Source organism: Xanthomonas albilineans (genome assembly GCF_002939705.1).
Classification (GTDB): domain Bacteria; phylum Pseudomonadota; class Gammaproteobacteria; order Xanthomonadales; family Xanthomonadaceae; genus Xanthomonas_A; species Xanthomonas_A albilineans.
Genome location: NZ_MDCB01000002.1, coordinates 276,853 through 300,823 on the forward strand (window position 1 = coordinate 276,853; position 23,971 = coordinate 300,823).

Below are 23,971 nucleotides of genomic sequence, written 5' to 3' on the forward strand. Positions count from 1 at the left end.
GTTCAGCCAGTGTGGCGTTGCAGCCAGGCGATGGCGCCGCGACCGGCGCGTACTCCGCTGGCGAAGCAGGCGGTTAGCAGGTAGCCCCCGGTTGGGGCTTCCCAGTCGAGCATTTCGCCCGCGCAGAAGGTGCCTGGGAGGGTGTACAGCATCAGTTGTGGGTCCAGCGCTTCCAGGCGCACGCCGCCGGCGCTGCTGATCGCCTCGGCCAGCGGCCGCGGCCGCAACAGGGTCAGCGGCAGGCGCTTGAGTGTGGCGGCGGCCTGGGCCGGATCCTGACCAGCCTGTTTGCCCAGCACTTCGAACAGCAGAGCGGTCTTGACCCCATCGATTCCCGCCTGCCTGCGCAGGTGTTCGCCGAAGCTGCGTCCACCGCGCGGCTTGCCCAGTTCGGCCTGTAGACGTTGCAGTGTGCGGCCTGGCGCCAGGTCCAGCCACACTGTTGTCGGGCCGTAGGTGGCGATTGCCTCGCGCAGGTGCGCCGACAGCGCGTAGATCAGGCTGCCTTCGATGCCTGAGTCGCTGACTACGCATTCGCCTTGTAGCGACTGCGCACGGCCATCGGTGTCGTGCCAGTGTGCGATCACCGGCTTCAGCGGGGTGCCGGCATAGCGCCCGCGGAAATGCGCACTCCAGGCCACCTCGAAGCCACAGTTGGACGGTCGCAGTGGTGCCAGCTCCACCCCACGGGCACGTAGTGTGTCCTGCCAGGCGCCATCGGAACCGAGCTGTGGCCAGCTGCCGCCGCCCAGCGCCAACACGCAGGCATCGGCTTGGGCCAGGTATTCGCCAGCGGCGCTGGAAAAGCGCAGTGCACCATCCGCGTGCCAGCCCAGCCAGTGGTGTTGTACGTGGAAGCGTACCCCCGCGTCCTTCAGTCGGCGCACCCATCCGCGCAGCAGCGGTGCTGCTTTGCGGTCCAGGGGGAACACTCGCCCGGAACTGCCGACATAGGTCTCCACGCCCTGCGCTTGCGCCCAGGCGCGCAGCGCCTGCGCATCGAAATCGGCCAGCCAGTCGCCGACTGCGGTGGCGCGCTCGCGGTAGCGCGAGACGAAGTCTGCGAACGGATCGGAATGCGTGAGGTTGAGTCCACCCTTGCCAGCGATCAGGAACTTGCGCCCGACCGAGCCCTTGGCTTCGTACAGATCGACCTCGGCGCCGGCCGCGCACGCGGTTTCGGCGGCGATCAGCCCGGCCGGGCCGCCACCGACGATGGCGATGCGGCCGTGCACGCGGGCGACGAGCTTATCGGTGGACATCGTTGCGACTGGCTCAACGTGGCGTGACGTCGAGCAGTTCGACCTCGAACACCAGCGAGGCCCCAGGCGGGATCACGCCACCGGCGCCGTTGTCGCCATAGCCGTACTCCGGTGGCAGCAGTAATCGGCGCTTACCGCCCACGCGCATCCCGGCCACGCCTTCGTCCCAGCCACGGATCACCTGGCCACCGCCGAGTAGGAAGGAAAAGGGTTGGCCATGGTCGGCGGAGGCGTCGAATTTCACGCCTTGCTTGTCCTTGGCGTTTTCGTCGTACAGCCAGCCGGTGTAATGCACGGTCACGCGATTGCCGGGGTGTGCCTCGGCACCGTTGCCGACGCGCTCGTCGAGTGCCTGGAAGCTGGCGATCCGGCCGCCAGGCGGCGGGCCTGGCGGGGTGCAGCCGCCCAACAGCCAGACTGGCAACGACAGGCTCAACAACAGCAGGACACGGCGCATGGGCAACATCGACGGCGGACAGGGCGTGCAAGGGTAGCGCATCGCCGCAGCGGCTATCATCGGCGCATGGCCAAACGATTGCTCAACCTGCGCGACGTACCCGAGGACGAACGCACCGAGGTGTGTGCGTTGCTCGATGCCGCCTGCATCGACTATTACCAAACCCGAGCCGGCACGTTTGGCATCTCTGCTGGCGGCATCTGGCTGCGCGAGGATGCCGAGCAAGCGCGTGCCAAAGCGCTATTGGCCGAATACCAGACACAGCGCGGCGCGCGTGCTCGCGCCGAGCGCGCGGCGGCGTTGCGCGATGGCAGCGCCGAGACGTTCGTCAGTTTGCTGCGGCGGCGTCCACTGTTCGTGCTGGGCACCTTGCTGGGCATGCTGCTGGTTGCTTCGCTGGTGCTGTTGCCGTTCGTGCTGCTGCGCGGCTAGAGGCGCAGGTGCGAGGCTAAGATACGCAGATGATCGCCAATACCGCTGCCTATCACTTCGTCGCTATCGCCGATCCGGATGCGTTTGCCACGCAATTGCACGCATCGGCTGAACGGGTCGGATTGCGCGGCACCATTCTGGTGGCGGGCGAGGGCATCAATTTATTCCTGGCTGGGGCGACGCTGGCCATCGACACCTTTTACGCGCAGTTGCGCGCCGATCCGCGCTTTGCCGATTTACGGGTCAAGACCAGTGTCAGTGTGCAGCAACCGTTCGCACGGCTGAAAGCCAAGGTTAAACCGGAAATCATCAGTTTCCGTCGCGACGCCGCCTCGCCACTGGATGGCGCGCGCGCGCCGACGGTGGCGCCGGTCACGTTGCAGCGTTGGCTGCGCCAGGGTCACGACGACACCGGTCGGCGCGTGGTGCTCTTGGACACGCGTAATGCGCAGGAAGTGGAGCACGGCACCTTTGCCGGCGCGCTGACCTTGCCGATCGTCAAGTTCACCGAGCTGCCCGAGGCGCTGGCACCGTATCGCACGGCCCTGGCCGACGCGACCGTGGTCAGCTTCTGCACCGGCGGGATTCGCTGCGAGAAGGCGGTACTTTGGATGCGCGCCGATGGCATGGAGAATGTACTGCAACTGGATGGCGGCATTCTCGGTTACTTCGAGGAAGTGGGGGGAGAGGGGTACGACGGTCGCTGTTTCGTCTTCGACGATCGCGTGGCGCTGGATCCGCACCTGCAGCCATTGGTGCCGTAGATACCTGTTGCGTTCAGGCGTACTGCATCTTCCGGGTCATGCCGCCGTCCACCACGATGTCCTGACCGGTGACGAAGCCTGCCTGTTCCGAGAGTAGATACACCGCCAGTGCGCCGATGTCCTGCGGTGTGCCCACGCGGCCGGCAGGGTGTTGGGTGTGATCCTGCCGCGACAGTATTGGCTTACGTCGCGTGCTCGGCTTGCGCCATGCGTCGGTGGCGATCCAGCCTGGGCTGATGCAGTTGACCCGCACCGCAGGTCCAGCACTGATTGCCAGCGCATGGGTGAAGGCTACCAGCCCGCCCTTGGCTGCGGCGTAGGCTTCGCTGTCCGCTTCCGACTGATGGGCGCGGGTAGAGGCGATGTTGACGATCGCCGCGCCGCTACGGCTGGCCTTCAGGGCCGGCAGCGCGTGTTTGCAGCACAGGAACGCGCCGCCCAGGTTCGTGGCCAGGCGCCGGTGCCACTCGCGCAACGATAGGCGTTCCAGCGGCCCTGTGTATGGATCGGCGATACCAGCATTGTTGACAAGGCCGTCGATGTGTCCGAATCGCGCCAGCGCGGTGTCGATGAAACGGCGCACGCTCGCCTCGGCGGTCACATCCAGGCGTCGGAATAGCACGCGGTCGTTTGCACCCAATTCGGCCAGACAGGCACGCCCGGCTTCGGTATCGAGATCGCCGAGCGCGACATAGCCGCCGGCATCCAGCACCGCATGCGCCACACCGCGGCCGATACCTTGTGCACCGCCGCTGATCAGGACCACACGATCGCGCAACGGCGGCAGGGAAACGCTAGAGGACGGCGGGAGAAGGGGCATGGTGGCACTCGGGCAGGGTGGGGGCACAGCGTGGCGGTGATGCCGTGTGGCCGGCGTCGCCGTGACGGCTGATGACCGATAGCGATGCCAGCGTACATCCGCGTTCGGCTTGTTGTCGCTGTAATGCAGCGTGCATTGGGTAATTTGTCGGTAATCGGCGTTGACTCGCTATTGCCGTGACGAGTGGTTGTTGATTGCCAACAGCTACGACGACATCGCACCGTTATGCTCGTTTTAGCCCGGCGCCGATATAGGGAGCGAGGGCGCCGTTGCAGCCTGAATTCGTTAGGTGTTTGCGCAAGTGCCTGCGGAGGAAGCGAGTGCCGGTCCGGCTGTAGGGTCTGTTGTGTCGATGTGTATCACAGGATCGAAGCCTCTTCACGGAGAGTTGATTTTGTCGGGTGTGTCATCTGCCTGCACCGTGTTTCACTACGGTTACCGGTCGCAGTGATGCGGCTTCGGTCAACGAAGTTCTAATAGGTGATGACGACATGAGCGAACAACATCCTGCGCCTTCTGTGCACGATTGTGGACTGGAAGCTGCCTTGCAGCAGATGTCGATCTATCTGGAGCGTTTGCGCAGTCATGTTTCAGATGACCGTGGCATGAACACCACCACGCCGCGCGTGAGTCACGTGTTCGTCAGCGAATCGGACCTGCGTCTTCTGCAGGGGTGAGGCGGATGGTGTCGGTGTTGCAGCGTGGCATTAACTAACGCTGCGTTGCGTCCATACTTGGTTCATCTCCAGCCCTGAGGCAGAGGCCTGTGCCAGGCAAGTGCTATCGCACAGCTACCCTCGATACAGCGGCCTTTGCCGTCGTTCGCGACGGCCATTCACCCTGTGATGTCATCGCTGTCATCGTCCCGCAGCTTGTGCAATAGCAACTTGTCCACGCGTGCGCCGTCCAGATCCACGATCTCGATCCGCCAGCCGGCCCAGTCGAAGAACTCGCCGGTATGCGGGATGCGTCCGAAGTAGTAGATGCACAAGCCGGCCAGGGTGTTGTAGTCGCTTTCCTCGGCGCTGGGTAACTCCGCGCCGCCCAGCAATTCACGCAGATCCTCGATTGCCAGCGAACCGTCGATCAGCAGCGAGCCATCGCTACGTGTCACTACCAATGCATCCTCGTCGGCGTTGTCCACCGATTGCAGGCGTCCGACCACGGCGCCCATCAGGTCGCTGACCGTGACCAGTCCCTGGATCTCGCCGTACTCGTCCACCACCAGCGCCATCGACTGCTGTTCCTCGCGGAAAATCTCCAGCAGCTTCATCGCATGAGTGGATTCGGACACGAACAGCGTGTCGCGCAGGCTTTGGAACAACTGCTCGCCGCCGCTCCCCATGCGCGTCACCAGCGATTTCACTTCCAGCACGCCAGCGATGTCCTGATCGTTGCCGCGGTACACGGGGTAGCGCGAGAATGCATGTTCGTGCATCACCTGTAGGTTGCGTTGCGGCTCGGCGTTGGCATCGAGCCAGGCGATGCGATTGCGCGGGGTCATCAGGCTGTCGGCGGTGCGGTCGCCCAGGCGCATGACCCGGTTCATCATGTTGCGCTCGTGCGCGTCAATCACGCCGGCCTCGTGGCTCTCGGCGACCAGTATGCGAATTTCTTCTTCGGTCACCGATGCCGATTCTTCCTTGCCCAGACCGAGCAGGCGCAGCACCAGTCGGGTCGAGCGCGACAGCAGCCAAACGCCTGGGGCGGCGATCCGCGCCAGCCAACCCATCGGGATCGCGACGATGCTGGCGATGGTTTCCGAACGGGTCAGCGCCACGCGTTTTGGTACCAGTTCGCCGAAGATCAATGTCAGGAAGGTGATCAGTACGATCGCCAGGGTTTTGCCGATCATTGCCGAATACGGCTGCGGGTGGCCGATCAGGGTGAAGTTCGCGGCTAGCGCCGGGAACAGCACCTGCAGCCGCGTGGCGATCGCCGTGCCGATGGCTTCGCCGCCGAATACGCCGGTGAGGATGCCGATGGCGGTGATGCCGATCTGCACCGTGGAGAGGAAGTGTTCGGGATTCTCGGCCAGCGCCAGTGCCTTGGCCGCGCGGGAGCTGGACTGCGCCATCTGCTTCAGCCGGCTCTTGCGCGAGGTCATCAGCGACATCTCCGACATCGCGAAGAAGCCGTTCAGCAGCACTAGAGCGGCCACGATCAACAGTTCAAGCATGCGCGCGCTCCCTGGCGGCAAGGGAAGCGGGGACAGGTGCGCCAGGGTGGCGCAGGGGAGGGGAATGAGTGGCGTCGTCCATAGCATGCACCCGGCGAAGGGTGCTGCGACATGGTAACAAACCATCGCGACAGCTGTGTCCACTTGGAGGCCCCGCCTGCTGGATTGCGATGCTCGGCGAGTGTAGGCAATGAATTGCCCAGTGATACGCCCAGGGTTCCGTGGACACTCATGACCCTCGTTGCGCGTAGCGCCGCTCGAACTCTACAGGCGACAGGTCGCCATTTGAACCATGGCGGCGTTTGGGGTTGTAGAACATCTCCATATAGTCGAACACCTCGGCGCGTCTTGTGACCGCCCTCGCCAATCCTTACACTATCGTAGTCAGCGTTTGACGTTGTCCCCGGGGGTGCACTGGTTTCGACGGGGGTTGCAAAATCGCTTGGCGCATGCCGAGGGGGCAGCTTTCCTCGTAAATCCAGCCGCAAACTTATAGTTGCCAACGACGACAACTACGCTCTGGCCGCTTAAGGCCTAGCCCCGAAATCGCTTGTGTCCGTGCTCGCGACGTAGGGTCATTATCACGGAATCGTCGGTGGTGGCTGCCTGTCAGCCACTGGCTAAATCAAGCAGGCTGGTCCCGGGATGCGCTTCGCACATCGTGCTGTTCCGGGGCGAGATGCAACGATGAGCTAAGCATGTAGTGCCGGGGATGGAGTGCCTTCGGACGGCGGTTCGATTCCGCCCACCTCCACCATTCACCCAGAACCCAACTGTTCTCCGTTGGGTTTTTTTCTGCCCGCAAGGCGATGTCCGGGTCCAGGCATCACGCGTTCTTGTTGTGCCGGCGCATGATCCGCTGTTTGTCGCGGGCCCAGTCGCGGTCTTTGGCTGCGTTGCGCTTGTCGTGGTCCTGTTTACCCTTGGCGAGTGCGATCTCCAGCTTGATCTTGTTCTTGCTCCAATACATCGCCGTGGGGACCAGGGTGTAGCCGTCGCGTTCGACGCGACCGATCAGCTTGTCGATCTCGTTCCGGTGCAATAGCAGTTTGCGCGTGCGTCGGTCGTCGGCGACCACATGGGTGGAGGCCTGGATCAACGGCGTGATCTGCGCGCCGAACAGGAACAGTTCACCTTGACGGACGAAAGCGTAGCTCTCGCCGATGTTGGCGCGGCCAGCGCGGATCGACTTGACCTCCCAGCCCTGTAGGGCCAGCCCGGCTTCGTAGCGATCCTCCAGATGGTACTCGTGGCGCGCGCGCTTGTTCAGGGCGATGGTCTTGTTGGCCGTCGGGCCGTTTGCTTTATCCTTGCCAGGTTTCTTGCTCATCTTGCTATTGTCTCCGATTCGGGGCTTCCCGAATCGTCTTGGTCTGATTTCCTCGTATCGAATGCCTATCATCCGCCGCAGCGCTCTGGTCGAACACCCCGCAACGCGCATGTTCGATCTGGTCAACGACGTCGCCGCTTATCCGCGCCGGTTTGCCTGGTGCGATGCGGCCCACATCCTGGAGCAGAGCGACCAGTCCCTGGTGGCGCGGCTGGATCTGGGCTTGGGATCGTTCCGTACATGGTTCACCACCGAGAATCGGTTGCAGCGTCCCCAACGCATCGAGATGCTGCTGCGTGACGGCCCATTCAAACGGATGCAAGGCCAGTGGGAGTTTCAGGGGTTCAACGAGCGCGCCAGCAAGGTCAGTTTGATGTTGGACTTCGAGCCTGCCTCGCGGTTGTTGGGGCCGGCGCTGGCGCTGGGTTTCCAGAGCCTGGCCGATCGCATGGTCAACGACTTCGTTCGTGTCGCCGACCAGGAACGGGAGTAGCTTGCTTGCAGATCGAGGTGGTGCTGGCTTGGCCGGAGCGATTCGTGTCGCGGACGCTGCAATTGCACGATGGTGCGACGGTCGCCGATGCGTTGGCGTCGGCTGCGTTGGCCGAAGCGACACCGGGCATGCCCTGTGCGATCTACGGTGAGATCGCCGCGCCGAACCGGGTGTTGCAGGACGGCGATCGTGTGGAACTGCTCAGGCCGCTGTTGGTCGATCCGAAGGATGCCCGTCGGCGACGTGCCAAGCCGGGTTGAAACCTTGTTATGTTGCCAATAGCGGCGATGGGCTTACTCGCCGCGGCGTTGCTTCTTCTTGTCCTTGGCCAGATTGCGACCGAATTGGTGCACGCTGTTCTTGGACAGTTCGGCATCCTGGTCGGGGAAGTAGTCGCCTTCCCAGCGGGTCACCTGGTCGTTCTCGAAGAACACCACAAAATTCTTGATCTTGGTCCGGCCCAGCCGATCCAGCCGCTCGGTTGAGGTGTAGTCCCAGCGTTGGGCATGGAACGGATCCGGAATCGAGGGGCTGCCCAGCAATGCACTGACCTGCTCTTTGCTCTGTCCGACCTTGAGCTGCTCGACGGCCGACTGCTTGATCAAATTGCCCTGGTAGATGGGCTGCTTGTAGATGATGCCGCAGCCAGCGGTGGACAAGGCAAGAGCGGCGACCAGCAGAAGAGTGCGCATCGGGGACAGGAATGAGGGAAATCGTGTCGATGATACACTTACAGCGACCGCCGCGACCCATCCAAGGCGGTTGGCGATAAACCAGCTATGAACGGAGACACCATGGAATCCCACGATCTGCGCAAAGTCGGCTTGAAGGTCACGCATCCCCGGATGCGCATCCTCGAGCTGCTGGAGCAGAAGTCGGCGCGTCACCATATGACGGCGGAAGAAATCTATCGTCAGTTGCTTGACCATGGCGACGAGATCGGCTTGGCCACGGTGTACCGGGTGCTGACCCAGTTCGAGGCGGCGGGGCTTGTGCTCAAGCATAACTTCGAAGGTGGGCAGGCGGTTTACGAGCTGGACCGCGGTGTCCACCACGACCACATGGTGGATGTGGATACCGGCAAGATCATTGAGTTCGAAAGCGCGGAAATCGAGGAGTTGCAGCGCAAGATCGCTGCCGAGCACGGCTATGAACTGGAAGAGCACTCGCTGGTGCTGTACGTGCGCAGCAAGCGCTTGGGCGGCAAGAGGGGATGAGTTCGGTAGTGCGCAGCCAGTGCGGCATGTCGTGTGGCGGCATGCCCCCACTGGGCGTAGAGCGCCGATGAGGTTGGCCTGCCGTGCCTCGATGCGTCTACGCCGTGACGCGGTGTGTCCCGTGTGCGTTAGCCGACGCTGAGCAGTAGCCGCTTGGCTGCCGCGCGTGCTTCCTTGCTGACTTCAACACCACCGAGCATCCGTGCCAGTTCTTCTTCGCGCTGGCGCGGTTCCAGCAGTTCCACCGCGCTCTGGGTCATGCCCTCGACCGGTGCCTTGCTGACCCGGTAATGGGCATGACCCTGCGCCGCGACCTGCGGCAGATGCGTCACGCACAGGACCTGACGCTGCTCGCCCAGCGCGCGCAACTTCTTGCCGACGATATCGGCGACTGCGCCGCCGATGCCCGAGTCCACTTCGTCGAAGACCATGGTCGGGACCGCGTCCAGACCCAGTGCGGCGACCTCGATCGCCAGCGAGATGCGCGAGAGTTCGCCGCCGGAAGCGACTTTGCGCAAAGCGCGAGGTGGCTGTCCGGCATTGGCGGCGACTAGGAATTCGACCCGTTCGGCCCCGGTCGGATCGGGTCGTTCGCTCTCGTGCGGTTCGAGCTGGATCAGGAAATGCCCCCCGCCCATGCCGAGTTCGCCGATCAGTGCGGTGGTGTCGCGCGACAGCGCTTGCGCGCCACGCGCGCGGGTGGCGGTCAACGCGGTCGCGGCTTCGCGCCAAGCCTGCGCGGCCTGCGCGATCTCTGCGTCGAGCCCGTCCAAGCGCTCACCGGTACCGCGCAGGCTCTCCACTTCGGCGAGCAGTGCGTCGCGATGTGCGCTCAGCGCCTCCATGCCGATCCGGTGTTTGCGTGCCAGGTCGTGTAGGCGACCGAGCTTGCGTTCCATGTCCTCGAACTGCGCGGGGTCGGCATCGAGGTCGTCGCGCGTCCGTTCGAGCAATGTCAGCGCTTCTTCCAGTTGGATGCTGGCACTGTCGATCAGTGCCTGGACCTCGCTCAGGCGCGGGTCGTATTCGCCGACCTTGTCCAGTGCATGGCGGGTCTGCTGCAACAGTTCCAGTGCCGCCGGTGTGTCGTCCCCGTTGAGCCATTGTGCAGCGCTCTCGCAGGCCGCGATCAACGCGGCAGCATGGGCCTGGCGACGGTGGTTAGCGTCCAGCGTCGCGATTGCCGCCGGGTCCAGATCCTCGCGCTGCAGTTCGTTCAATTGATGCTGCAGGAAGCCGATGCGGTCGGAGACGTCGCCCTGTGCCAGCAGGGTCTCGCGCTCGGTCAGCAGTGCTTGCCAGCGCATGGCGGTGCTGCGCACCATGGTGCGCTCGGTCTCGTTGCGGGCGTAGGCGTCGAGCAGACCGAGCTGGCTGCTGCGCGAAAGCAGCGCCTGGTGTTCGTGCTGGCCGTGGATCTCCACCAGGTGACCGGCAAGTTCGGCCAGTTGCGTCAATGTCACCGGACGTCCGTTGATCCAGGCGCGGGAACCACCGTCAGCACGGATCACCCGGCGCAGCTGGCAGTGCGCGTCGTCGTCCAGTTCGTTCTCGCGCAGCCAAGTGCGCGCCGGGGCGGTGGCGGGGAGGCTGAATTCGGCCGACAGTTCGGCGCGCTCGGCGCCGTGGCGGACCACGCCGCTGTCGGCGCGCAACCCGGACAGGAAACCGAGCGCATCCACCATCAGCGACTTGCCGGCCCCGGTTTCACCGGACACCACGGTCATGCCGGGGCCCAATTCCAGTTCGGTGCCGCGGACGACGGCGAAATCCTTGATCGAAAGGTGTTTGAGCATGGGGTCTATATCCAGGGCCGCGCAACGCTAGCATGCGCGGGTAGGTAGGCCAATGACTTGCCAAGCGGCCAGGCAACCATTATCTAGTGTCTAGTCTCACGGGTTGATTCCATGCCTGCCTCGCCGTTGCAGTCCGCCCTCGATCCGCGTGCCCGGCAATTGCTGCGCACCTTGATCTCGCGTTACATCCGTGACGGCGAGCCGGTCGGTTCGCAGACGTTGGCCCGCCATGCCGGGCTGGACGTGAGCCCGGCGACGATCCGCAACATCCTGGCCGACCTCGAAGACGCCGGCCTGCTCAGCTCGCCGCACACGTCGGCCGGGCGCGTGCCCACTGCCACCGGTTATCGGGTATTCGTCGACAGTCTGGTGCAGATGCGCCCGCCTGCCGAGGACGAAGTGGCGCGGCTGCGCGCGGAGATGGCCAATGCCGCCGGTACCCAAGCGCTGCTCGGTAGCGCCTCGGAGTTGCTGTCGGCGATGACCCATTTCGTCGGCGTGGTCAGTGCGCCCAAGCGCGAGCAGTTCGCGTTCCGGCACATCGACTTCGTGCCGCTGGATGCGCGGCGCGTGCTGGCGATCCTGGTGTTCGCCGACAATGAAGTGCAAAACCGGGTGATCGAGCCGCGCAAGGCCTACGAGCCGGCGGAACTGGAACGTGTCGCCAATTATCTGAACGCCCATTTCGCCGGGCGCGCCCTGGCCGACATCCGCGCCAGCCTGTTGCGCGACCTGCGCCGCGCACGCGACGCGATGGAACAATTGCTTGCCCACAGTGTTGAATTGGCCGAACAAGCGCTGGCCCCGGTCGGCGACGATGTCGTGCTGGCCGGGCAGACCAAGCTGATGGGGGTGCAGGATCTGTCGGACTTGGAGCGGTTGCGCGAACTGTTCGAGGTTTTCGCCAGCAAGCGCGAAATCCTGCAACTGCTGGAGCGCACCATCCGTGCCCCAGGGGTGCGCATCTTCATCGGCGAGGAGACCGGCATGGTGCCTCTGGAGAGCGTGTCGCTGGTGACGGCGCCCTACATGGCCGGTGGTCAGGTGCTTGGCGTGCTGGGGGTGATCGGCCCCAAGCGCATGGACTACGACCGGGTCATCCCGCTGGTGCAGATCGCCGCCGAGGTGCTGGGTGCAAGGCTCGACCCGGCTCCGTCTGATGAACGTTGACGGTCGGCGCGGTTAGCCCTTGTCGATCAGGCCTTCTGCTGTGCGCTATCGCTTCTATCTCCCGTTCCGCCCTTTCCCTGCAACACAGCATCTTGAATCCTTGCGCATCGCCCACATTAGGTGGTCCGGTAGCGCGGGTGTACCTCCCGCCAGGGACACAGACCAGACATGAGCCAAGATCACCCCGAATTCGATTCTGAACATCTGACCGAGGCGCAACAGCCTGCGACCGATCCGCTACAGGCGGAGTTGGAGACGCTGCGCAGCGAACTGGCCCTGGTCAAGGCCGATGCCCTGCGCGAACGGGCCGACCTGGAAAATCAGCGCAAGCGCATCGCGCGCGATGTGGAGCAGGCGCGTAAGTTCGCCAACGAGCGTCTGCTCGGCGACTTATTGCCGGTGTTCGACAGCCTGGATGCGGGGCTGACCGCCGCCGGCAGCGAATCCAGTCCGCTGCGCGATGGTCTGGAACTGACCTACAAGCAACTGCTCAAGGTCGCTGCCGACAATGGATTGACCCTGCTCGACCCGGCTGGGCAGCCGTTCGACCCCGAGCACCACCAGGCAATCAGTGAGGCCGAGGTAGAGGGCGTCGCTCCGGGACACGTGATTCAGGTATTCCAGAAAGGCTACCTGCTCAACGAGCGCCTGCTGCGTCCAGCCCTGGTGGTGGTGGCCAAGCACGATTGAGCGCGGCTACCGCCTGCGCATGAACCGGATGCGGCGGTGGCGGTAGAACGCAAATTTGCGGCGATGGCTTGAATGATCTGCGGCCATCCCTATATCCGAACCAGACCCCCGGCACAGGCCGGACACACGACATTTCAGGAGTCATTCCAATGGGCAAGATCATCGGCATCGACCTGGGCACGACCAATTCGTGCGTGGCGATCATGGACGGCGGCAAGGCTCGCGTCATCGAGAATTCCGAGGGCGACCGCACCACGCCTTCGATCGTCGCCTACACCAAGGACGGCGAAGTGTTGGTGGGCGCCTCGGCCAAGCGCCAGGCGGTGACCAACCCGAAGAACACCTTCCATGCGGTCAAGCGTCTGATCGGCCGCAAGTTCGGCGATGCCGAAGTGCAGAAGGACATCGGCCTGGTGCCTTACGCCATCGCTCAGCACGACAACGGCGATGCCTGGGTGGCCACTGCCGACGGACGCAAGCTGGCGCCGCAGGAAATTTCCGCGCAGGTGCTGGAAAAGATGAAAAAGACCGCCGAGGCGTTCCTTGGCGAGAAGGTGACCGAAGCGGTCATCACCGTGCCGGCGTACTTCAACGATAGCCAGCGTCAGGCGACCAAGGACGCCGGTCGCATCGCTGGCCTGGACGTCAAGCGCATCATCAACGAGCCTACGGCGGCGGCGCTGGCCTATGGCTTGGACAAGGCTCACGGCGGTGATCGCAAGATTGCCGTGTACGACCTGGGTGGCGGCACCTTCGACGTGTCGATCATCGAAATCGCCAATGTCGACGGCGAGAAGCAGTTCGAAGTGCTGGCCACCAATGGCGACACCTTCCTGGGTGGCGAGGATTTCGACAAGCGCGTCATCGACTATCTGGTGGACGAGTTCAACAAAGATCAAGGCATCGATCTGCGCAAGGATCCGTTGGCGCTACAGCGCCTGAAGGATGCCGCCGAGCGTGCCAAGATCGAACTCTCGTCCTCGCAGCAGACCGAAGTCAACTTGCCTTACGTCACCGCCGACGCGTCGGGTCCGAAGCATCTGAACATCAAGCTGACCCGGGCCAAGCTCGAGGCGCTGGTGGAAGATCTGGTCAAGCGCACCATCGATCCGTGCCGCACCGCGTTGAACGATGCCGGCTTGCGCGCCAGCGACATCACCGAGGTGATCCTGGTCGGTGGCCAGACCCGCATGCCCAAGGTGCAGCAGGCCGTGGCCGAGTTCTTCGGCAAGGATCCGCGCAAGGACGTCAACCCGGACGAGGCCGTGGCGTTGGGCGCGGCGATCCAGGGCGGTGTGCTGGCCGGCGACGTCAAGGACGTCTTGCTGCTCGACGTGACGCCGCTGAGCCTGGGGATCGAGACCCTGGGTGGCGTGTTCACCAAGATCATCGAGAAGAACACCACCATCCCGACCAAGGCCGCGCAGGTGTTCTCCACTGCCGAGGACAATCAGTCGGCAGTGACCGTGCATGTGCTGCAGGGCGAGCGCGAACAGGCTCGCTATAACAAGTCTTTGGCCAAGTTTGATCTGTCCGGCATTGAGCCGGCGCCGCGTGGCCTGCCGCAAGTGGAGGTGTCCTTCGACATCGACGCCAACGGCATCTTGCACGTGTCGGCCAAGGACAAGAAGACCAACAAGGAACAGAAGGTCGAGATCAAGGCCGGGTCGGGTCTGTCGGACGCGGAAATCCAGCGCATGGTCGCCGATGCCGAAGCCAATCGCGAGGAAGACAAGAAGTTCCACGAGTTGGTGCAGGCGCGCAACCAGGCCGACGGCCTGATCCACTCCACGCGCAGCGCGATCGCCGAGCACGGCAGCAAGGTTGGCGGCGACGTGATTGGCAAGGTCGAAGCCGCACTGGCCGATCTGGAAACCGCGATGAAGGGCGAGGATAAGAGCCAGATCGAGGCCAAGAGCAAAACGTTGGAGGAGGTCGGCCAGTCGTTGTACGCGGCTGCGGCGGCCGGCGAGCAGCCGTCGGGCGCCAGTGCGGGTGGTGCGCATGCGTCCTCGTCGGCCGATGACGTGGTCGATGCCGAGTTTACCGAAGTCAAGGACGGCAAGAAGTAAGGCCCGGAAGCGGGACCCGGGGCCCGGCAGGGGGACTTGCCGGGTCCCGCTGCTGTCCGGGTCCGGGGTTTCGTATCGCCTGGAGTGATTAACGTGTACCAATCTTTCGCCATGCCGGGTCCCGTGTCCCGCGTCCGGAGCCACGACCAATGAGCAAACGCGATTATTACGAAGTGTTGGGTGTGGCCCGCACTGCCAGCGACGACGATCTGAAGAAGGCGTATCGGCGTTGCGCGATGAAGTACCACCCTGACCGCAATCCGGGCGACCAGGCCGCCGAGGCCGCATTCAAAGAATGTAAGGAAGCCTACGAAGTGCTGTCCGACGGCAGCAAGCGGCGGATGTACGACACGCACGGTCATGCGGCCTTCGAACATGGCATGGGCGGGATGGGCGGCGGTCCCGGCGGCGCGGATATGGGCGATATCTTCGGCGATATCTTCGGCAACATTTTCGGCGGTGTCGGTGCGGGCGCGCGCGCGACGCGGCGTGGTGCCGATATTGGCTACGTGCTGGAACTGGATCTGGAAGACGCGGTGATCGGTATCGAGCGGCGCATCGAGATCCCGACCTTGGCCGAGTGCGAGCATTGCCATGGCAGTGGTTCGGAAGATGGCAAAGTCGAAACCTGTGGCACCTGTAATGGGCGTGGTCAGGTGCGTATCCAGCGCGGTATCTTTGCCATGCAGCAAACCTGTCCGCATTGCGGCGGGCGTGGTCACATCATAAAAAACCCGTGCGTGGTGTGTCATGGTGCCGGGCGGGTGCAAGAGACCAAAGTCTTGTCGGTCAAGATTCCTGCTGGCGTGGACAACGGCGACCGTATCCGTCTGTCCGGCGAGGGCGAGGCAGGCCCGGCCGGTACCCCGCCAGGCGACCTGTACGTGGAGGTGCGGGTGCGCGAGCATCCGATCTTCAAGCGCGACGGCGATGATCTGCATTGCGAAGTGCCGATCCGCATCTCGCAGGCCGCACTGGGCGACATCGTGCGTGTGGCGACTCTGGGCGGCGAAGCCGAGATCCGCATTCCCGCCGAGACCCAGACCGGCAAGCTATTCCGCCTGCGCGGCAAGGGTGTGCGTTCGGTGCGCAGCCGCGGCGAAGGCGATCTGTACTGTCGCGTGGTGGTCGAGACCCCGGTCAACCTCACTGCCGACCAGCGCAAGCTGCTTGAGCAGTTCGAAGCGACTTTCACTGGTGAGGACGCGCGCAAGCATTCGCCGAAGTCGGCGACCTTCATCGATGGGGTGAAGGGGTTCTGGGATCGGATGACCTCCTAGCGGAGCCGATTCAGAGGTTTCTCACGAATCCGCTGCTGCATGGCGGTTCTGTTGTGTTTGGTCGTCACCGCGGCGTCAGTTGCGATGTCTGCACCGACTGAAGCCGCAGCGTGGGCTGGCTCCACAAACCAGCCGCGATGCCTGGCTGAGGCACTGTAGTTGTTGCATCTGCAGCGTGTCGTTTTTTACCAAATCGTGTGATCTCAATGCGACACGCGCATGGCTGTCTGCAGTTCCTCCAGATCCCGACGCTACACTAGCGCGATGAACGCATCCACCGAGCGTCATCTTCTTCATGAGCGTCGCCAACGGCCCGATGGGCCGGTTCCGGTCGACGTCATCTCCATCCAGTCGCCGTTGTTGCGGTTCGCCGCCGGGCGTGCGCAGTGAGTAGCCTGTTGCATCCGGTTGTCGGCATCGTGGGGAGTGCGGGTGCTTATGGTCGCTGGCTGAGTTGCTTTTTTCGCGAGCGCATGCAGTTGGAGGTCGTGGGCCACGATCCGACCGATCCGCAGTCCTGCGACCCGGACACGCTGCTGCAACGCGCGCAGGTGTTGATCTTCTCGGTGCCCATCCGGCACACGCCGGCGCTGATCGGTGAGTACGTGCAGCGTGCCGCTGGACGTGAACGCGGACAACTCTGGCTCGACGTGACTTCAGTCAAGCGTGAACCCGTCGCGGCGATGCTCGCCTCGCAGGCGGACGTGGCCGGGTTGCACCCGATGACCGCGCCGCCGAAGTCGCCCACGCTCAAGGGGCGGGTGCTGGTGGTGTGCGAGGCGCGGGTGGCGCAGTGGCAGTCGTGGCTGCAACACCTGTGCGCCGCGTTGGAAGCCGAATGCGTGTGGACCACCCCCGACCACCACGACCGGGTGATGGCCCTGGTGCAGGCAATGGTCCATGCCAGTCATCTGGCGCAGGCGGGTGTGTTGCGCGAGCACGCGCCGACACTGGGATCGTTGCAGGCGTTGCTGCCTTATCGCTCAGCCTCGTTCGAGCTGGATACGGCGATCATCGCGCGCATCCTGGCGCTGAATCCGGCCATTTACGAAGACATCCAATTCGGTAATCCGCATGTTGGCGCTGTGCTGGATGGATTGATCGCGCAATTGTCGCGGTTGCGCGCGCAGGTCGCCCGTGGCGACGATGCCGCGCGAGCGCAGTTCCGTGCCGACTTCCTCGACGCCAACCGCCATGCGCTGGGGGCAGCGGCGATTGCCCAGGGCAATTACAGCTACGAGCGAGTCGGTTATCTGCTGGCCGATCTCACCGAGCAACTCACGCTCAGCGTCTATCTTCCGCATGACCGTGCCGGCTCGCTGCGGACCCTGCTGTATGTGTTCGAGCGCCATCTGGTGAATCTGGCATCGATTCATTCTTCGCGTACCCCCGCAGGCGAGTTGCATTTCCGTCTGAGTTTCGATCCGGCCACCGAGGCTGTCGCATTACAGGCTGCGGCTGCAGAAATCGATGCCAGCGGCATCGGTCGGGTATTGGCGGATTGATCGGGGGCGACGAATCCACGTTCATCCATCTGAAGAGCGAATGCAGGTGGTCCCACGGTGTCCCTGCAAGAGAGTGTGTCGTCCACAGGCGCTGTGGATGGATCTCGGATAAACCTGTGGACAACCGCTTGAATGCCTTGCCTGGTAAGCCTGTCAAGAGATATGGTGAAAAATTGACCTGAGTCACACATGCTTCTGGGTAAGCTGTGGAAGCATCGGCGGTATGGGCAGGCGAATCTGGCCCTCATGCCGTTGTCGAGCTCGGTTCGTCCCGACGCTCCCGAATGACTGACCATGACGAATCAGCGTGATCCCGTTGTCCCGGTCGTCGCGCAATGCCGTCGGCTGCGCTGATGATCGTGATGCTACCGGCGTAGTGCGAACCTGACTTCGCCAAACGTGTGCCTGGACTCACTCGATAAACTGTAGCCGCGCTAGTTCCGCGTACAGTCCGCCTTGTGCGAGCAGCGTGTCGTGGGTGCCCTGGGCGACGATGCGGCCGTGGTCCATCACCACGATGCGGTCTGCTTTGAGGACGGTAGCCAGGCGGTGCGCGATCACCAGCGTCGTGCGTCCCGCCATCAGCCGTTCCAGCGCATGCTGCACGGCGTGTTCGCTCTGTGCGTCCAGTGCGCTGGTCGCCTCGTCCAGTAGCAGGATCGGTGCGTCCTTGAGCAGGGCACGGGCGATGGCGATGCGCTGTTGTTGGCCGCCGGACAAGCGCGCACCGCGCTCTCCGAGTTCGCTGGCATAGCCTTCAGGCAACTGGCGCAGGAAGACATCGGCCTCCGCCGCGTTTGCGGCGGCCGCGACCTCGGCGTCGCTGGCTTCGAGCCGGCCGTAACGGATGTTGTCGGCGGCACTGGCCGCGAACAGGGTCGGGTGCTGCGGTACCAGGCCGATCGCTTCGCGCAGATGCGCAGGATCCAGCGTGCGCACGTCAAGACCGTCCACCTGCACGCTGCCCGATTGCGGATCGTGGAAACGCATCAGCAGCGCCAGCACGGTACTCTTGCCGGCACCGGAGGGGCCGACCAGGGCCACGCTCTCGCCGGGGCGGACATGCAGATCGAAGCCATCCAGCGCCGGATGCTCGGTGCGCTGCGGATAGCGGAAGCTGACATTTTCGAAGCGCACTTCACCGCGCAGCGGCTGCGGCAGGGGGCGCGGTTGTGCCGGCGCCACCACCTCGGAGCGTTCGTTGAACAACTCGGCGATGCGGCCCATGCCGCCGCTTGCGCGTTGCAGCTCGTTCCAGACTTCCGCCAGCGAGGCCACCGAGCCGCCGCCGAACATCGCATACAAAACGAACTGGCCGAGTGCGCCGGCGCTCAGTTCGCCGGCGGCGACCTCGTGCGCGCCAGACCACAACACCAGCACGATGGCGCCGAACACCAGCAGGATCCCCGCGGCGGTGATCAGCGCCTGCGTACGCACCCTACGCTGCGCCACCGCCACGGTCAGCGCAAGCGCCTGGCCGAACCGATCGCGTTCGTAGGGTTCACGCGCATACGCTTGCACCGTGCGCACCGCGCCCAGCCTTTCGGCGGCCAGCGTGTTGGCGTCGGCGACGCGGTCCTGGCTGGCACGCGAGATCTTTTGCAGACGGCGTGCGCCGATCACGATCGGTGACACCGCCAGCGGGATCCCCAGTAAGGTATAGGCCGCCAGATGCGGGCTGGTCACGCACAGCATCGCCATACTGCCGATCGCGGTGACCGTGCTGCGTAACGCGACCGACATGGTGCTGCCGATGACGCCGCGCAGTAACTCGCTGTCGGCCGATAGGCGCGACACCAGTTCGCCGCTGCGATTACGGTCGTGGAAGCCGGAATGCAGGCCGATCAGATGCGCGTATAGCCGCTCGCGCAGGTCTGCGATGACTTTCTCGCCGAGCAGCGACACAAAGTAGAAACGCGCTGCGGTGGCGATTGCCAACACCACGGCCACCGCGAACAGCAAGGCGAAGGATCGGTTGATACGGCTGGCGTCGCTGAAGCCGTGGTCGATCATCTGCCGCACCGCCATTGGCAGGCTCAACGTGGCGCTGGAGGAGATCGCCAGTGCGACCAGCCAGGCGATGAGCAGGCCACGCCGATGTTGAACGAATGGCCACAGGGCGCGCAGGTTGCCGAGCTTGCGTAGCGACTTGGCCCGGTCGGTCGATGGGGTGTTCATGCAGTTGGGGGTTCCGAATAACGGATTCTGTCGCCAGTCGCCTCGCGCAGACGCGCTTTCCGGTCGATGCCGTGGCCGTCGATCGCTGCCAGGATTGGACGCCCGGCGGTCCCGGTGGGTTCGCCGTCATCGCTGGAGCGGTACGCGGTGCCGTGACGGTAGGCCCAGCAATTGTGGGTAGCATCGGTTATCGCGACTTGCTTGACGAACGTCAGCGCCGCGCTGGCGTCAGGGATCGGCGCCGCATGGGCGAGGAAGCGGCTGTGCTTGATTTCCATGCCGTGACGGATGGGGTGGGTGAGGGTATCGCGCATTGCTGGCATTGTAGACGAGCTGCGCACACGGCTTGCCGTCCGCGTTCGTTGCAGCAGCGACTCAGGTTCAATTCTGCAGGAGCGTTCCCAAGTGCTGGCGAGTTGGGAGCCTAGTGGTGTAAGGGCCTGTGTGTCCGCCGGTTCAGGAGCGCATCAAGTGCCGATTGCCGCTGGCGCCGTTGTGCTAATGCTGGCAGATGATCGCAAGCCTTCACGCGTGCGATATGCAGGCAGACTAGACAGGTGCCCAGGTGAGTGGAATGGGGTCAACTCCCCAATTGCAGTTTTTACGTAACGGATATGCTGTCGTCAATAGGGGATGTGTGGGGTAGTCTGACGTCCAGCAGGCAAGAGAGTCGCCGTCGATGCTGTTCAATCCGTTCGCTATCGCCAGCAAGTCTCAACAGGCCAGCAACTGCACGCTGGACTACACCGCGCAGGCGCTATGCGAACTATTGCCGCCTGGTAGCGCGGTGGCCATTGGCTGTGCTGACGGCGTGGTCGGACGTCTGTGCGGCGCCACGTCGCAGGCGCCGAAATGGTTGCCCGCATTGGTGTGGGAGGCGTTGGCCGATCCGACGTTGGTGGTGTCGGTATTGCCCGCTTTGCTGCATGTGCGTCATATGGCTGAAGGTAGTTGCGTGGCGGTGGCTGCGCAGCTGGCGCAGCCCATGTCCGAGTCACAGACCAAGGCTTGGTGCGATATCGCCATCGCGTTCGGTCAGTGCTTTCTCGATAGCGAGCGGATGCGTGGACGTATCCAGAGCCTGGAAAAGTCCAAGCAACTACAGCAAGCGCTGTACGAGATCACCGACCTTGCAGGTGCCGATCTACAAATGGGGCAGATGCTGCAGCGCGTGCATGCCGTGCTTGAATCGCTGATGTATGCGGAAAATTGCTACATCGTCGAGTACGATGAAGATCAGCAGAGCATGCGCTTTCTGTACTTTTCCGATCGCTACGCTGACTTCTCCCCTGATCCGCAGCAGACGTACTTTTTGCGCGATATGCCGCATAGCCTCACCGTCGCGCTGTTACGTCACGGTCGTGCCGTGCGGGGGCCATCGAAACAGGTGCGTAAACGCCTGCATGTTGACTATAACCCCGAGCATGGCCTAGACAGCAAGGACTGGCTGGGTGTACCGATGTTGCGCGATGGCCGGGTGTGCGGCGCCATCGTGGTACAGAATTACGACCATGCGGTGCGCTATACCGATGCCGACCGTGCCATGCTGGCCTATGTGGCGCAGTACGTGCAGACGGCGATGGATCGGCACCATGCGCGAGTGCAACTCGAGCAGCGTGTGCAGTTACACACCCAGCAATTGCAGCGCGCCAATCGCGATCTTCAGGACGAGATTCAGGAGCGCGAGCGTTCGGAAGCCTTGCAACTGGCGCTATTTAGTATCACCGAGTTAGCGATTCGCTCGGAAAGTTTGCAGCAGTTCTATGCCGAGGTGCACGCCATCATCGGCGGGTTGATCGACGCGCGTAATCTGTATATCGCCTTGTTGTCCGAGGACGCCACGATGCTCGATTTCGTCTATTCGGTGGACGAATACACCCAGCACCGGCCGCGGCGACGCTTCAGTCGCGGTATGACCGAATATGTCATGCGTATCCATCGGCCGCAATTGCTGGAACGCGAGGCGATCGACGCGCTCATCGCGCAGGGAGAGGTTCAGACGCACGGCCAGCGCTCGCAAAGTTGGTTGAGCGTGCCTTTGTTCGATGAGGGCGAGGTGATTGGCGTGATCACCGTGCAGAGCTACACCAAGCATGTGCGTTTTACAGAATACGACCAGCGATTACTGACCTTCGTTGCACATAATGTTGTCAACGGTCTAGCGCGGCAGCACGCGCAGCAGCGCATACGCTTGGCGCATGCCGAACTGGAGCATCGGGTCGAGGAACGCACCCGCGAACTGGCCGAGGTCAACGAGCAGTTGCTGGCGCAGATTGCCGAACGTTGGCTCGCCGAGCAACGCCTGACCCACCAGGCGATGCACGATGCGCTGACCGGCTTGCCAAATCGTATACAACTGCTCGACCGGCTCGGCGAGGCGATTGAACGTGCGCGCGGTGGCGAGTGCAAGACTTTCGCCGTCCTGTTCCTTGATCTGGATCGGTTCAAATCGGTTAACGACAGCATCGGCCATGCCGCTGGCGATGAGATGCTGATACAGGTCGCTAGGCGGATCGTGTCCACGATTCGCTGCAACGATCTAGTCGCGCGTCTGGGGGGCGACGAGTTCGCGATCCTCATGCCGTGCGACATTGGGGTGGACGGTGCATGTGAATTGGCGCGGCGCCTGATGCATGTGCTTTCTCAGCCGATGTGGATCGCTGGTCGCGAACTGTTCCCCTCCGGCAGCCTTGGGATTGCGTTCTGGCATCCGCGCTACAGCCATGGCGAGGAGCTGCTGCGCGACGCGGATGCGGCAATGTATCGGGCCAAGGCGCAAACCAAGGACCGTTGCGCGGTATTCGACGAGGCCATGCACGAAGCCGCGCTGCGTAGTCTGGATCTGGAAGCGGAACTGCGCCGAGCGATCAACCACGGCGATTTCGAGCCGTTCTACCAGCCGATCGTGCGCCTGAATGACGGTCAGGTGATCGGCCACGAAGCCTTGCTGCGTTGGCACCACGACAGACGTGGCATGCTGCTGCCGAGCCAGTTCGTCGACCTTGGTGAGGAAAGCGGACTGATCGAGCAGGTCGATTGGTTGCTGTATGAACAGGTGATCCGGCGTCTCGTGCAGGAGCAGGACGGCTATGTCTCGGTGAATGTGTCCCCGCGACATTTTCGCACTGCGGATTTTACCGAACGTCTGTTCGGCCTGATCGATGCACATGGTGCTGATCCGTGCCGGTTGCGGGTGGAGATCACCGAAGTCGCACTGCTGGACGATGCGACGCACACGCACGACATTCTGCAATCCTTGCGCGAGCGCGGTGTGCTTGCGCAATTGGATGATTTTGGTACCGGCTTTTCAGCGTTGTCCTGCCTTCACCGCTTCCCGATTTCTGTGCTGAAGATCGACCAGAGTTTCGTCGCTGGGCTGCATGACGAAGCGGGCGCTGGCAGCCATACAATGGTGCGCGGCATCCTGGCCCTGGCCGACACGCTCGGCATCGAGACTGTCGGTGAAGGCATCGAGACCGAGCAGCAATTGGCAACGTTGCGCGAGCTGGGCTGTACCTATGGGCAGGGGTATCTGCTTGGGCGGCCGATGCCAGCAACGATGGCATGAGCGCGATCGCTGCTGGTTGCCGTTTCGCCAACGTGGGTGATAGCGACGTGGCGGTGTAGTCAGCGCGTTCATCGCGCTGGGTCGTCTTGTTGCTTGTATCCGGATTTTTCACCATCCGCCTGGGGCGGTGTTTTTTCCGACATTATTGCTGTGCGCTGCGGTGTTTTCCGTCAATCAATTGCCGATGCCTGCACCCGCGTGTAGTCACGCATCCATCCCAGCATGGCGTCGATGTCGCTGCCGTACCAAAAGTCGGCACGTTGGTCTGGGTGTAGGAAGCCTTCTTCGACCATACGATCGATCATCCCGATCAGGGGCGCGTAGAAGTTTTCCATGTCTAGGAAGGCGCACGGCTTATGCCCGATGCGCAGCTGACGCCAGGTGAGCATCTCGAAGATTTCCTCCATGGTGCCGAAGCCGCCAGGTAGGGCCACGAAACCGTCGGACAGGTCGAACATGCGTGACTTGCGTTCGTGCATCGAATCAACGATCTCCAGTGCGCTGAGGCCGCGATGTGCCACTTCCCAGTCGGCCAGTTGCTGGGGGATGACGCCGGTGACCTCACCGCCAGCCGCCATCGCCGCGTTGGCGATGGTGCCCATCAAGCCGATATTGCCGCCGCCGTAGATCAGGCGCAGACCTTGCTGGGCGATGCGTGTGCCCAGTGCGGTGGCGCGCTCGACATAGGCGGGTTTATTGCCGGGATTGGAACCGCAGTAGACGCAGATGCTTTTCATTGGGCCTGATGTCGGATGGAG

At 63.2% G+C, this 23,971-nt stretch carries 22 protein-coding genes, 1 other RNA gene and 2 pseudogenes; 14 read left to right on the top strand and 11 right to left on the bottom strand.

All coding sequences use genetic code 11. The annotated features are described in order from the left end of the window. Positions 1 to 2: 2 nt before the first annotated feature. Both XalbCFBP2523_RS02750 and XalbCFBP2523_RS02755 read right to left on the bottom strand, forming a co-directional pair. Positions 3 to 1,262, bottom strand: a complete 1,260-nt coding sequence (locus tag XalbCFBP2523_RS02750) for a TIGR03862 family flavoprotein (protein WP_045765830.1) — start codon at positions 1,260 to 1,262, stop codon at positions 3 to 5. 13 nt (positions 1,263 to 1,275) lie between these two features. Further along, the gene (locus tag XalbCFBP2523_RS02755; protein WP_196296906.1) at positions 1,276 to 1,728 is read right to left on the bottom strand and encodes an FKBP-type peptidyl-prolyl cis-trans isomerase; all 453 of its coding nucleotides are present in this window, start codon (positions 1,726 to 1,728) and stop codon (positions 1,276 to 1,278) included. Between the two features lie 57 nt (positions 1,729 to 1,785). Here XalbCFBP2523_RS02755 and XalbCFBP2523_RS02760 point away from each other — a divergent pair, with 57 nt between their 5' ends. Both XalbCFBP2523_RS02760 and XalbCFBP2523_RS02765 read left to right on the top strand, forming a co-directional pair. Then, positions 1,786 to 2,151, top strand: a complete 366-nt coding sequence (locus XalbCFBP2523_RS02760) for a DUF6164 family protein (protein ID WP_045758087.1) — start codon at positions 1,786 to 1,788, stop codon at positions 2,149 to 2,151. A gap of 29 nt (positions 2,152 to 2,180) precedes the next feature. Then, entirely contained in the window at positions 2,181 to 2,915 is a 735-nt protein-coding gene (locus XalbCFBP2523_RS02765) for a sulfurtransferase (protein WP_012916187.1), read from the top strand. Between the two features lie 13 nt (positions 2,916 to 2,928). Here XalbCFBP2523_RS02765 and XalbCFBP2523_RS02770 read toward each other — a convergent pair whose 3' ends face one another. After that, the gene (locus tag XalbCFBP2523_RS02770) at positions 2,929 to 3,735 is read right to left on the bottom strand and encodes an SDR family oxidoreductase (RefSeq protein WP_045765829.1); all 807 of its coding nucleotides are present in this window, start codon (positions 3,733 to 3,735) and stop codon (positions 2,929 to 2,931) included. A gap of 491 nt (positions 3,736 to 4,226) precedes the next feature. Between XalbCFBP2523_RS02770 and XalbCFBP2523_RS02775 the strand changes: the two genes are divergently transcribed. Then, complete coding sequence (locus tag XalbCFBP2523_RS02775) at positions 4,227 to 4,412, top strand: hypothetical protein (RefSeq protein ID WP_012916185.1); 186 nt, start codon at positions 4,227 to 4,229, stop codon at positions 4,410 to 4,412. Between the two features lie 158 nt (positions 4,413 to 4,570). Here the strand turns inward: XalbCFBP2523_RS02775 and XalbCFBP2523_RS02780 are convergent, their stop codons facing one another. Beyond that, on the bottom strand, positions 4,571 to 5,914 hold the full coding sequence (locus tag XalbCFBP2523_RS02780; RefSeq protein ID WP_045765828.1) for a hemolysin family protein: 1,344 nt from the start codon (positions 5,912 to 5,914) through the stop codon (positions 4,571 to 4,573). A gap of 229 nt (positions 5,915 to 6,143) precedes the next feature. Continuing rightward, positions 6,144 to 6,260, bottom strand: a pseudogene (locus XalbCFBP2523_RS02785) (IS3 family transposase); the annotation flags it as partial. Between the two features lie 59 nt (positions 6,261 to 6,319). Between XalbCFBP2523_RS02785 and ssrA the strand changes: the two are divergent. After that, positions 6,320 to 6,671, top strand: a transfer-messenger RNA (tmRNA) gene (gene ssrA / locus XalbCFBP2523_RS02790). 69 nt (positions 6,672 to 6,740) lie between these two features. Here the strand turns inward: ssrA and smpB are convergent. Next, a complete protein-coding gene (smpB, locus tag XalbCFBP2523_RS02795) occupies positions 6,741 to 7,244 on the bottom strand; it encodes an SsrA-binding protein SmpB (protein WP_012916183.1) in 504 nt (167 codons plus the stop codon). 61 nt (positions 7,245 to 7,305) lie between these two features. Here smpB and XalbCFBP2523_RS02800 point away from each other — a divergent pair, with 61 nt between their 5' ends. Together XalbCFBP2523_RS02800 and XalbCFBP2523_RS02805 are read left to right on the top strand one after the other, a co-directional pair. Then, positions 7,306 to 7,737 carry a type II toxin-antitoxin system RatA family toxin gene (locus tag XalbCFBP2523_RS02800; RefSeq protein WP_012916182.1) on the top strand — a complete coding sequence of 144 codons (432 nt, stop codon included), beginning with the start codon at positions 7,306 to 7,308 and terminating at the stop codon, positions 7,735 to 7,737. Between the two features lie 5 nt (positions 7,738 to 7,742). Further along, positions 7,743 to 7,997 carry an RnfH family protein gene (locus tag XalbCFBP2523_RS02805; RefSeq protein ID WP_045765827.1) on the top strand — a complete coding sequence of 85 codons (255 nt, stop codon included), beginning with the start codon at positions 7,743 to 7,745 and terminating at the stop codon, positions 7,995 to 7,997. Positions 7,998 to 8,030: 33 nt separating this feature from the next. Here XalbCFBP2523_RS02805 and XalbCFBP2523_RS02810 read toward each other — a convergent pair whose 3' ends face one another. After that, entirely contained in the window at positions 8,031 to 8,429 is a 399-nt protein-coding gene (locus XalbCFBP2523_RS02810; protein WP_045760733.1) for an outer membrane protein assembly factor BamE, read from the bottom strand. A 102-nt stretch (positions 8,430 to 8,531) separates the two neighbouring features. Between XalbCFBP2523_RS02810 and fur the strand changes: the two genes are divergently transcribed. Beyond that, positions 8,532 to 8,954, top strand: a complete 423-nt coding sequence (gene fur / locus XalbCFBP2523_RS02815) for a ferric iron uptake transcriptional regulator (RefSeq protein ID WP_012916179.1) — start codon at positions 8,532 to 8,534, stop codon at positions 8,952 to 8,954. A gap of 128 nt (positions 8,955 to 9,082) precedes the next feature. On the opposite strand, the gene recN is transcribed toward fur, so the two are convergent. After that, the gene (gene recN / locus XalbCFBP2523_RS02820; RefSeq protein WP_045765826.1) at positions 9,083 to 10,750 is read right to left on the bottom strand and encodes a DNA repair protein RecN; all 1,668 of its coding nucleotides are present in this window, start codon (positions 10,748 to 10,750) and stop codon (positions 9,083 to 9,085) included. A gap of 111 nt (positions 10,751 to 10,861) precedes the next feature. On the opposite strand from recN, the gene hrcA reads away from it, so the two are divergent. The 6 genes from hrcA to XalbCFBP2523_RS02850 all read left to right on the top strand — a co-directional run bounded on the left by hrcA (position 10,862) and on the right by XalbCFBP2523_RS02850 (position 17,467). Further along, positions 10,862 to 11,920 carry a heat-inducible transcriptional repressor HrcA gene (gene hrcA / locus XalbCFBP2523_RS02825; RefSeq protein WP_012916177.1) on the top strand — a complete coding sequence of 353 codons (1,059 nt, stop codon included), beginning with the start codon at positions 10,862 to 10,864 and terminating at the stop codon, positions 11,918 to 11,920. A gap of 168 nt (positions 11,921 to 12,088) precedes the next feature. Further along, the gene (gene grpE / locus XalbCFBP2523_RS02830; protein WP_045727616.1) at positions 12,089 to 12,610 is read left to right on the top strand and encodes a nucleotide exchange factor GrpE; all 522 of its coding nucleotides are present in this window, start codon (positions 12,089 to 12,091) and stop codon (positions 12,608 to 12,610) included. 149 nt (positions 12,611 to 12,759) lie between these two features. Further along, positions 12,760 to 14,682 (top strand): molecular chaperone DnaK, encoded by a 1,923-nt coding sequence (gene dnaK, locus XalbCFBP2523_RS02835; protein ID WP_045765825.1) that lies wholly within the window; start codon positions 12,760 to 12,762, stop codon positions 14,680 to 14,682. 149 nt (positions 14,683 to 14,831) lie between these two features. Further along, complete coding sequence (gene dnaJ, locus XalbCFBP2523_RS02840; protein WP_012916174.1) at positions 14,832 to 15,962, top strand: molecular chaperone DnaJ; 1,131 nt, start codon at positions 14,832 to 14,834, stop codon at positions 15,960 to 15,962. Positions 15,963 to 16,226: 264 nt separating this feature from the next. Next, on the top strand, positions 16,227 to 16,352 hold the full coding sequence (locus XalbCFBP2523_RS02845; protein ID WP_407070979.1) for a hypothetical protein: 126 nt from the start codon (positions 16,227 to 16,229) through the stop codon (positions 16,350 to 16,352). A 5-nt stretch (positions 16,353 to 16,357) separates the two neighbouring features. Beyond that, complete coding sequence (locus XalbCFBP2523_RS02850; protein ID WP_045766727.1) at positions 16,358 to 17,467, top strand: prephenate dehydrogenase; 1,110 nt, start codon at positions 16,358 to 16,360, stop codon at positions 17,465 to 17,467. 411 nt (positions 17,468 to 17,878) lie between these two features. Here XalbCFBP2523_RS02850 and XalbCFBP2523_RS02855 read toward each other — a convergent pair whose 3' ends face one another. Both XalbCFBP2523_RS02855 and XalbCFBP2523_RS02860 read right to left on the bottom strand, forming a co-directional pair. After that, a complete protein-coding gene (locus XalbCFBP2523_RS02855; protein ID WP_045765824.1) occupies positions 17,879 to 19,645 on the bottom strand; it encodes an ABC transporter transmembrane domain-containing protein in 1,767 nt (588 codons plus the stop codon). A 59-nt stretch (positions 19,646 to 19,704) separates the two neighbouring features. After that, a pseudogene (locus tag XalbCFBP2523_RS02860) lies at positions 19,705 to 19,959 on the bottom strand (YigZ family protein); the annotation flags it as partial. 365 nt (positions 19,960 to 20,324) lie between these two features. On the opposite strand from XalbCFBP2523_RS02860, the gene XalbCFBP2523_RS02865 reads away from it, so the two are divergent. Beyond that, on the top strand, positions 20,325 to 23,213 hold the full coding sequence (locus XalbCFBP2523_RS02865; RefSeq protein WP_045765823.1) for a bifunctional diguanylate cyclase/phosphodiesterase: 2,889 nt from the start codon (positions 20,325 to 20,327) through the stop codon (positions 23,211 to 23,213). Positions 23,214 to 23,383: 170 nt separating this feature from the next. Here the strand turns inward: XalbCFBP2523_RS02865 and XalbCFBP2523_RS02870 are convergent, their stop codons facing one another. Beyond that, positions 23,384 to 23,950, bottom strand: a complete 567-nt coding sequence (locus XalbCFBP2523_RS02870) for an LOG family protein (RefSeq protein WP_012916169.1) — start codon at positions 23,948 to 23,950, stop codon at positions 23,384 to 23,386. Positions 23,951 to 23,971: the final 21 nt, after the last annotated feature.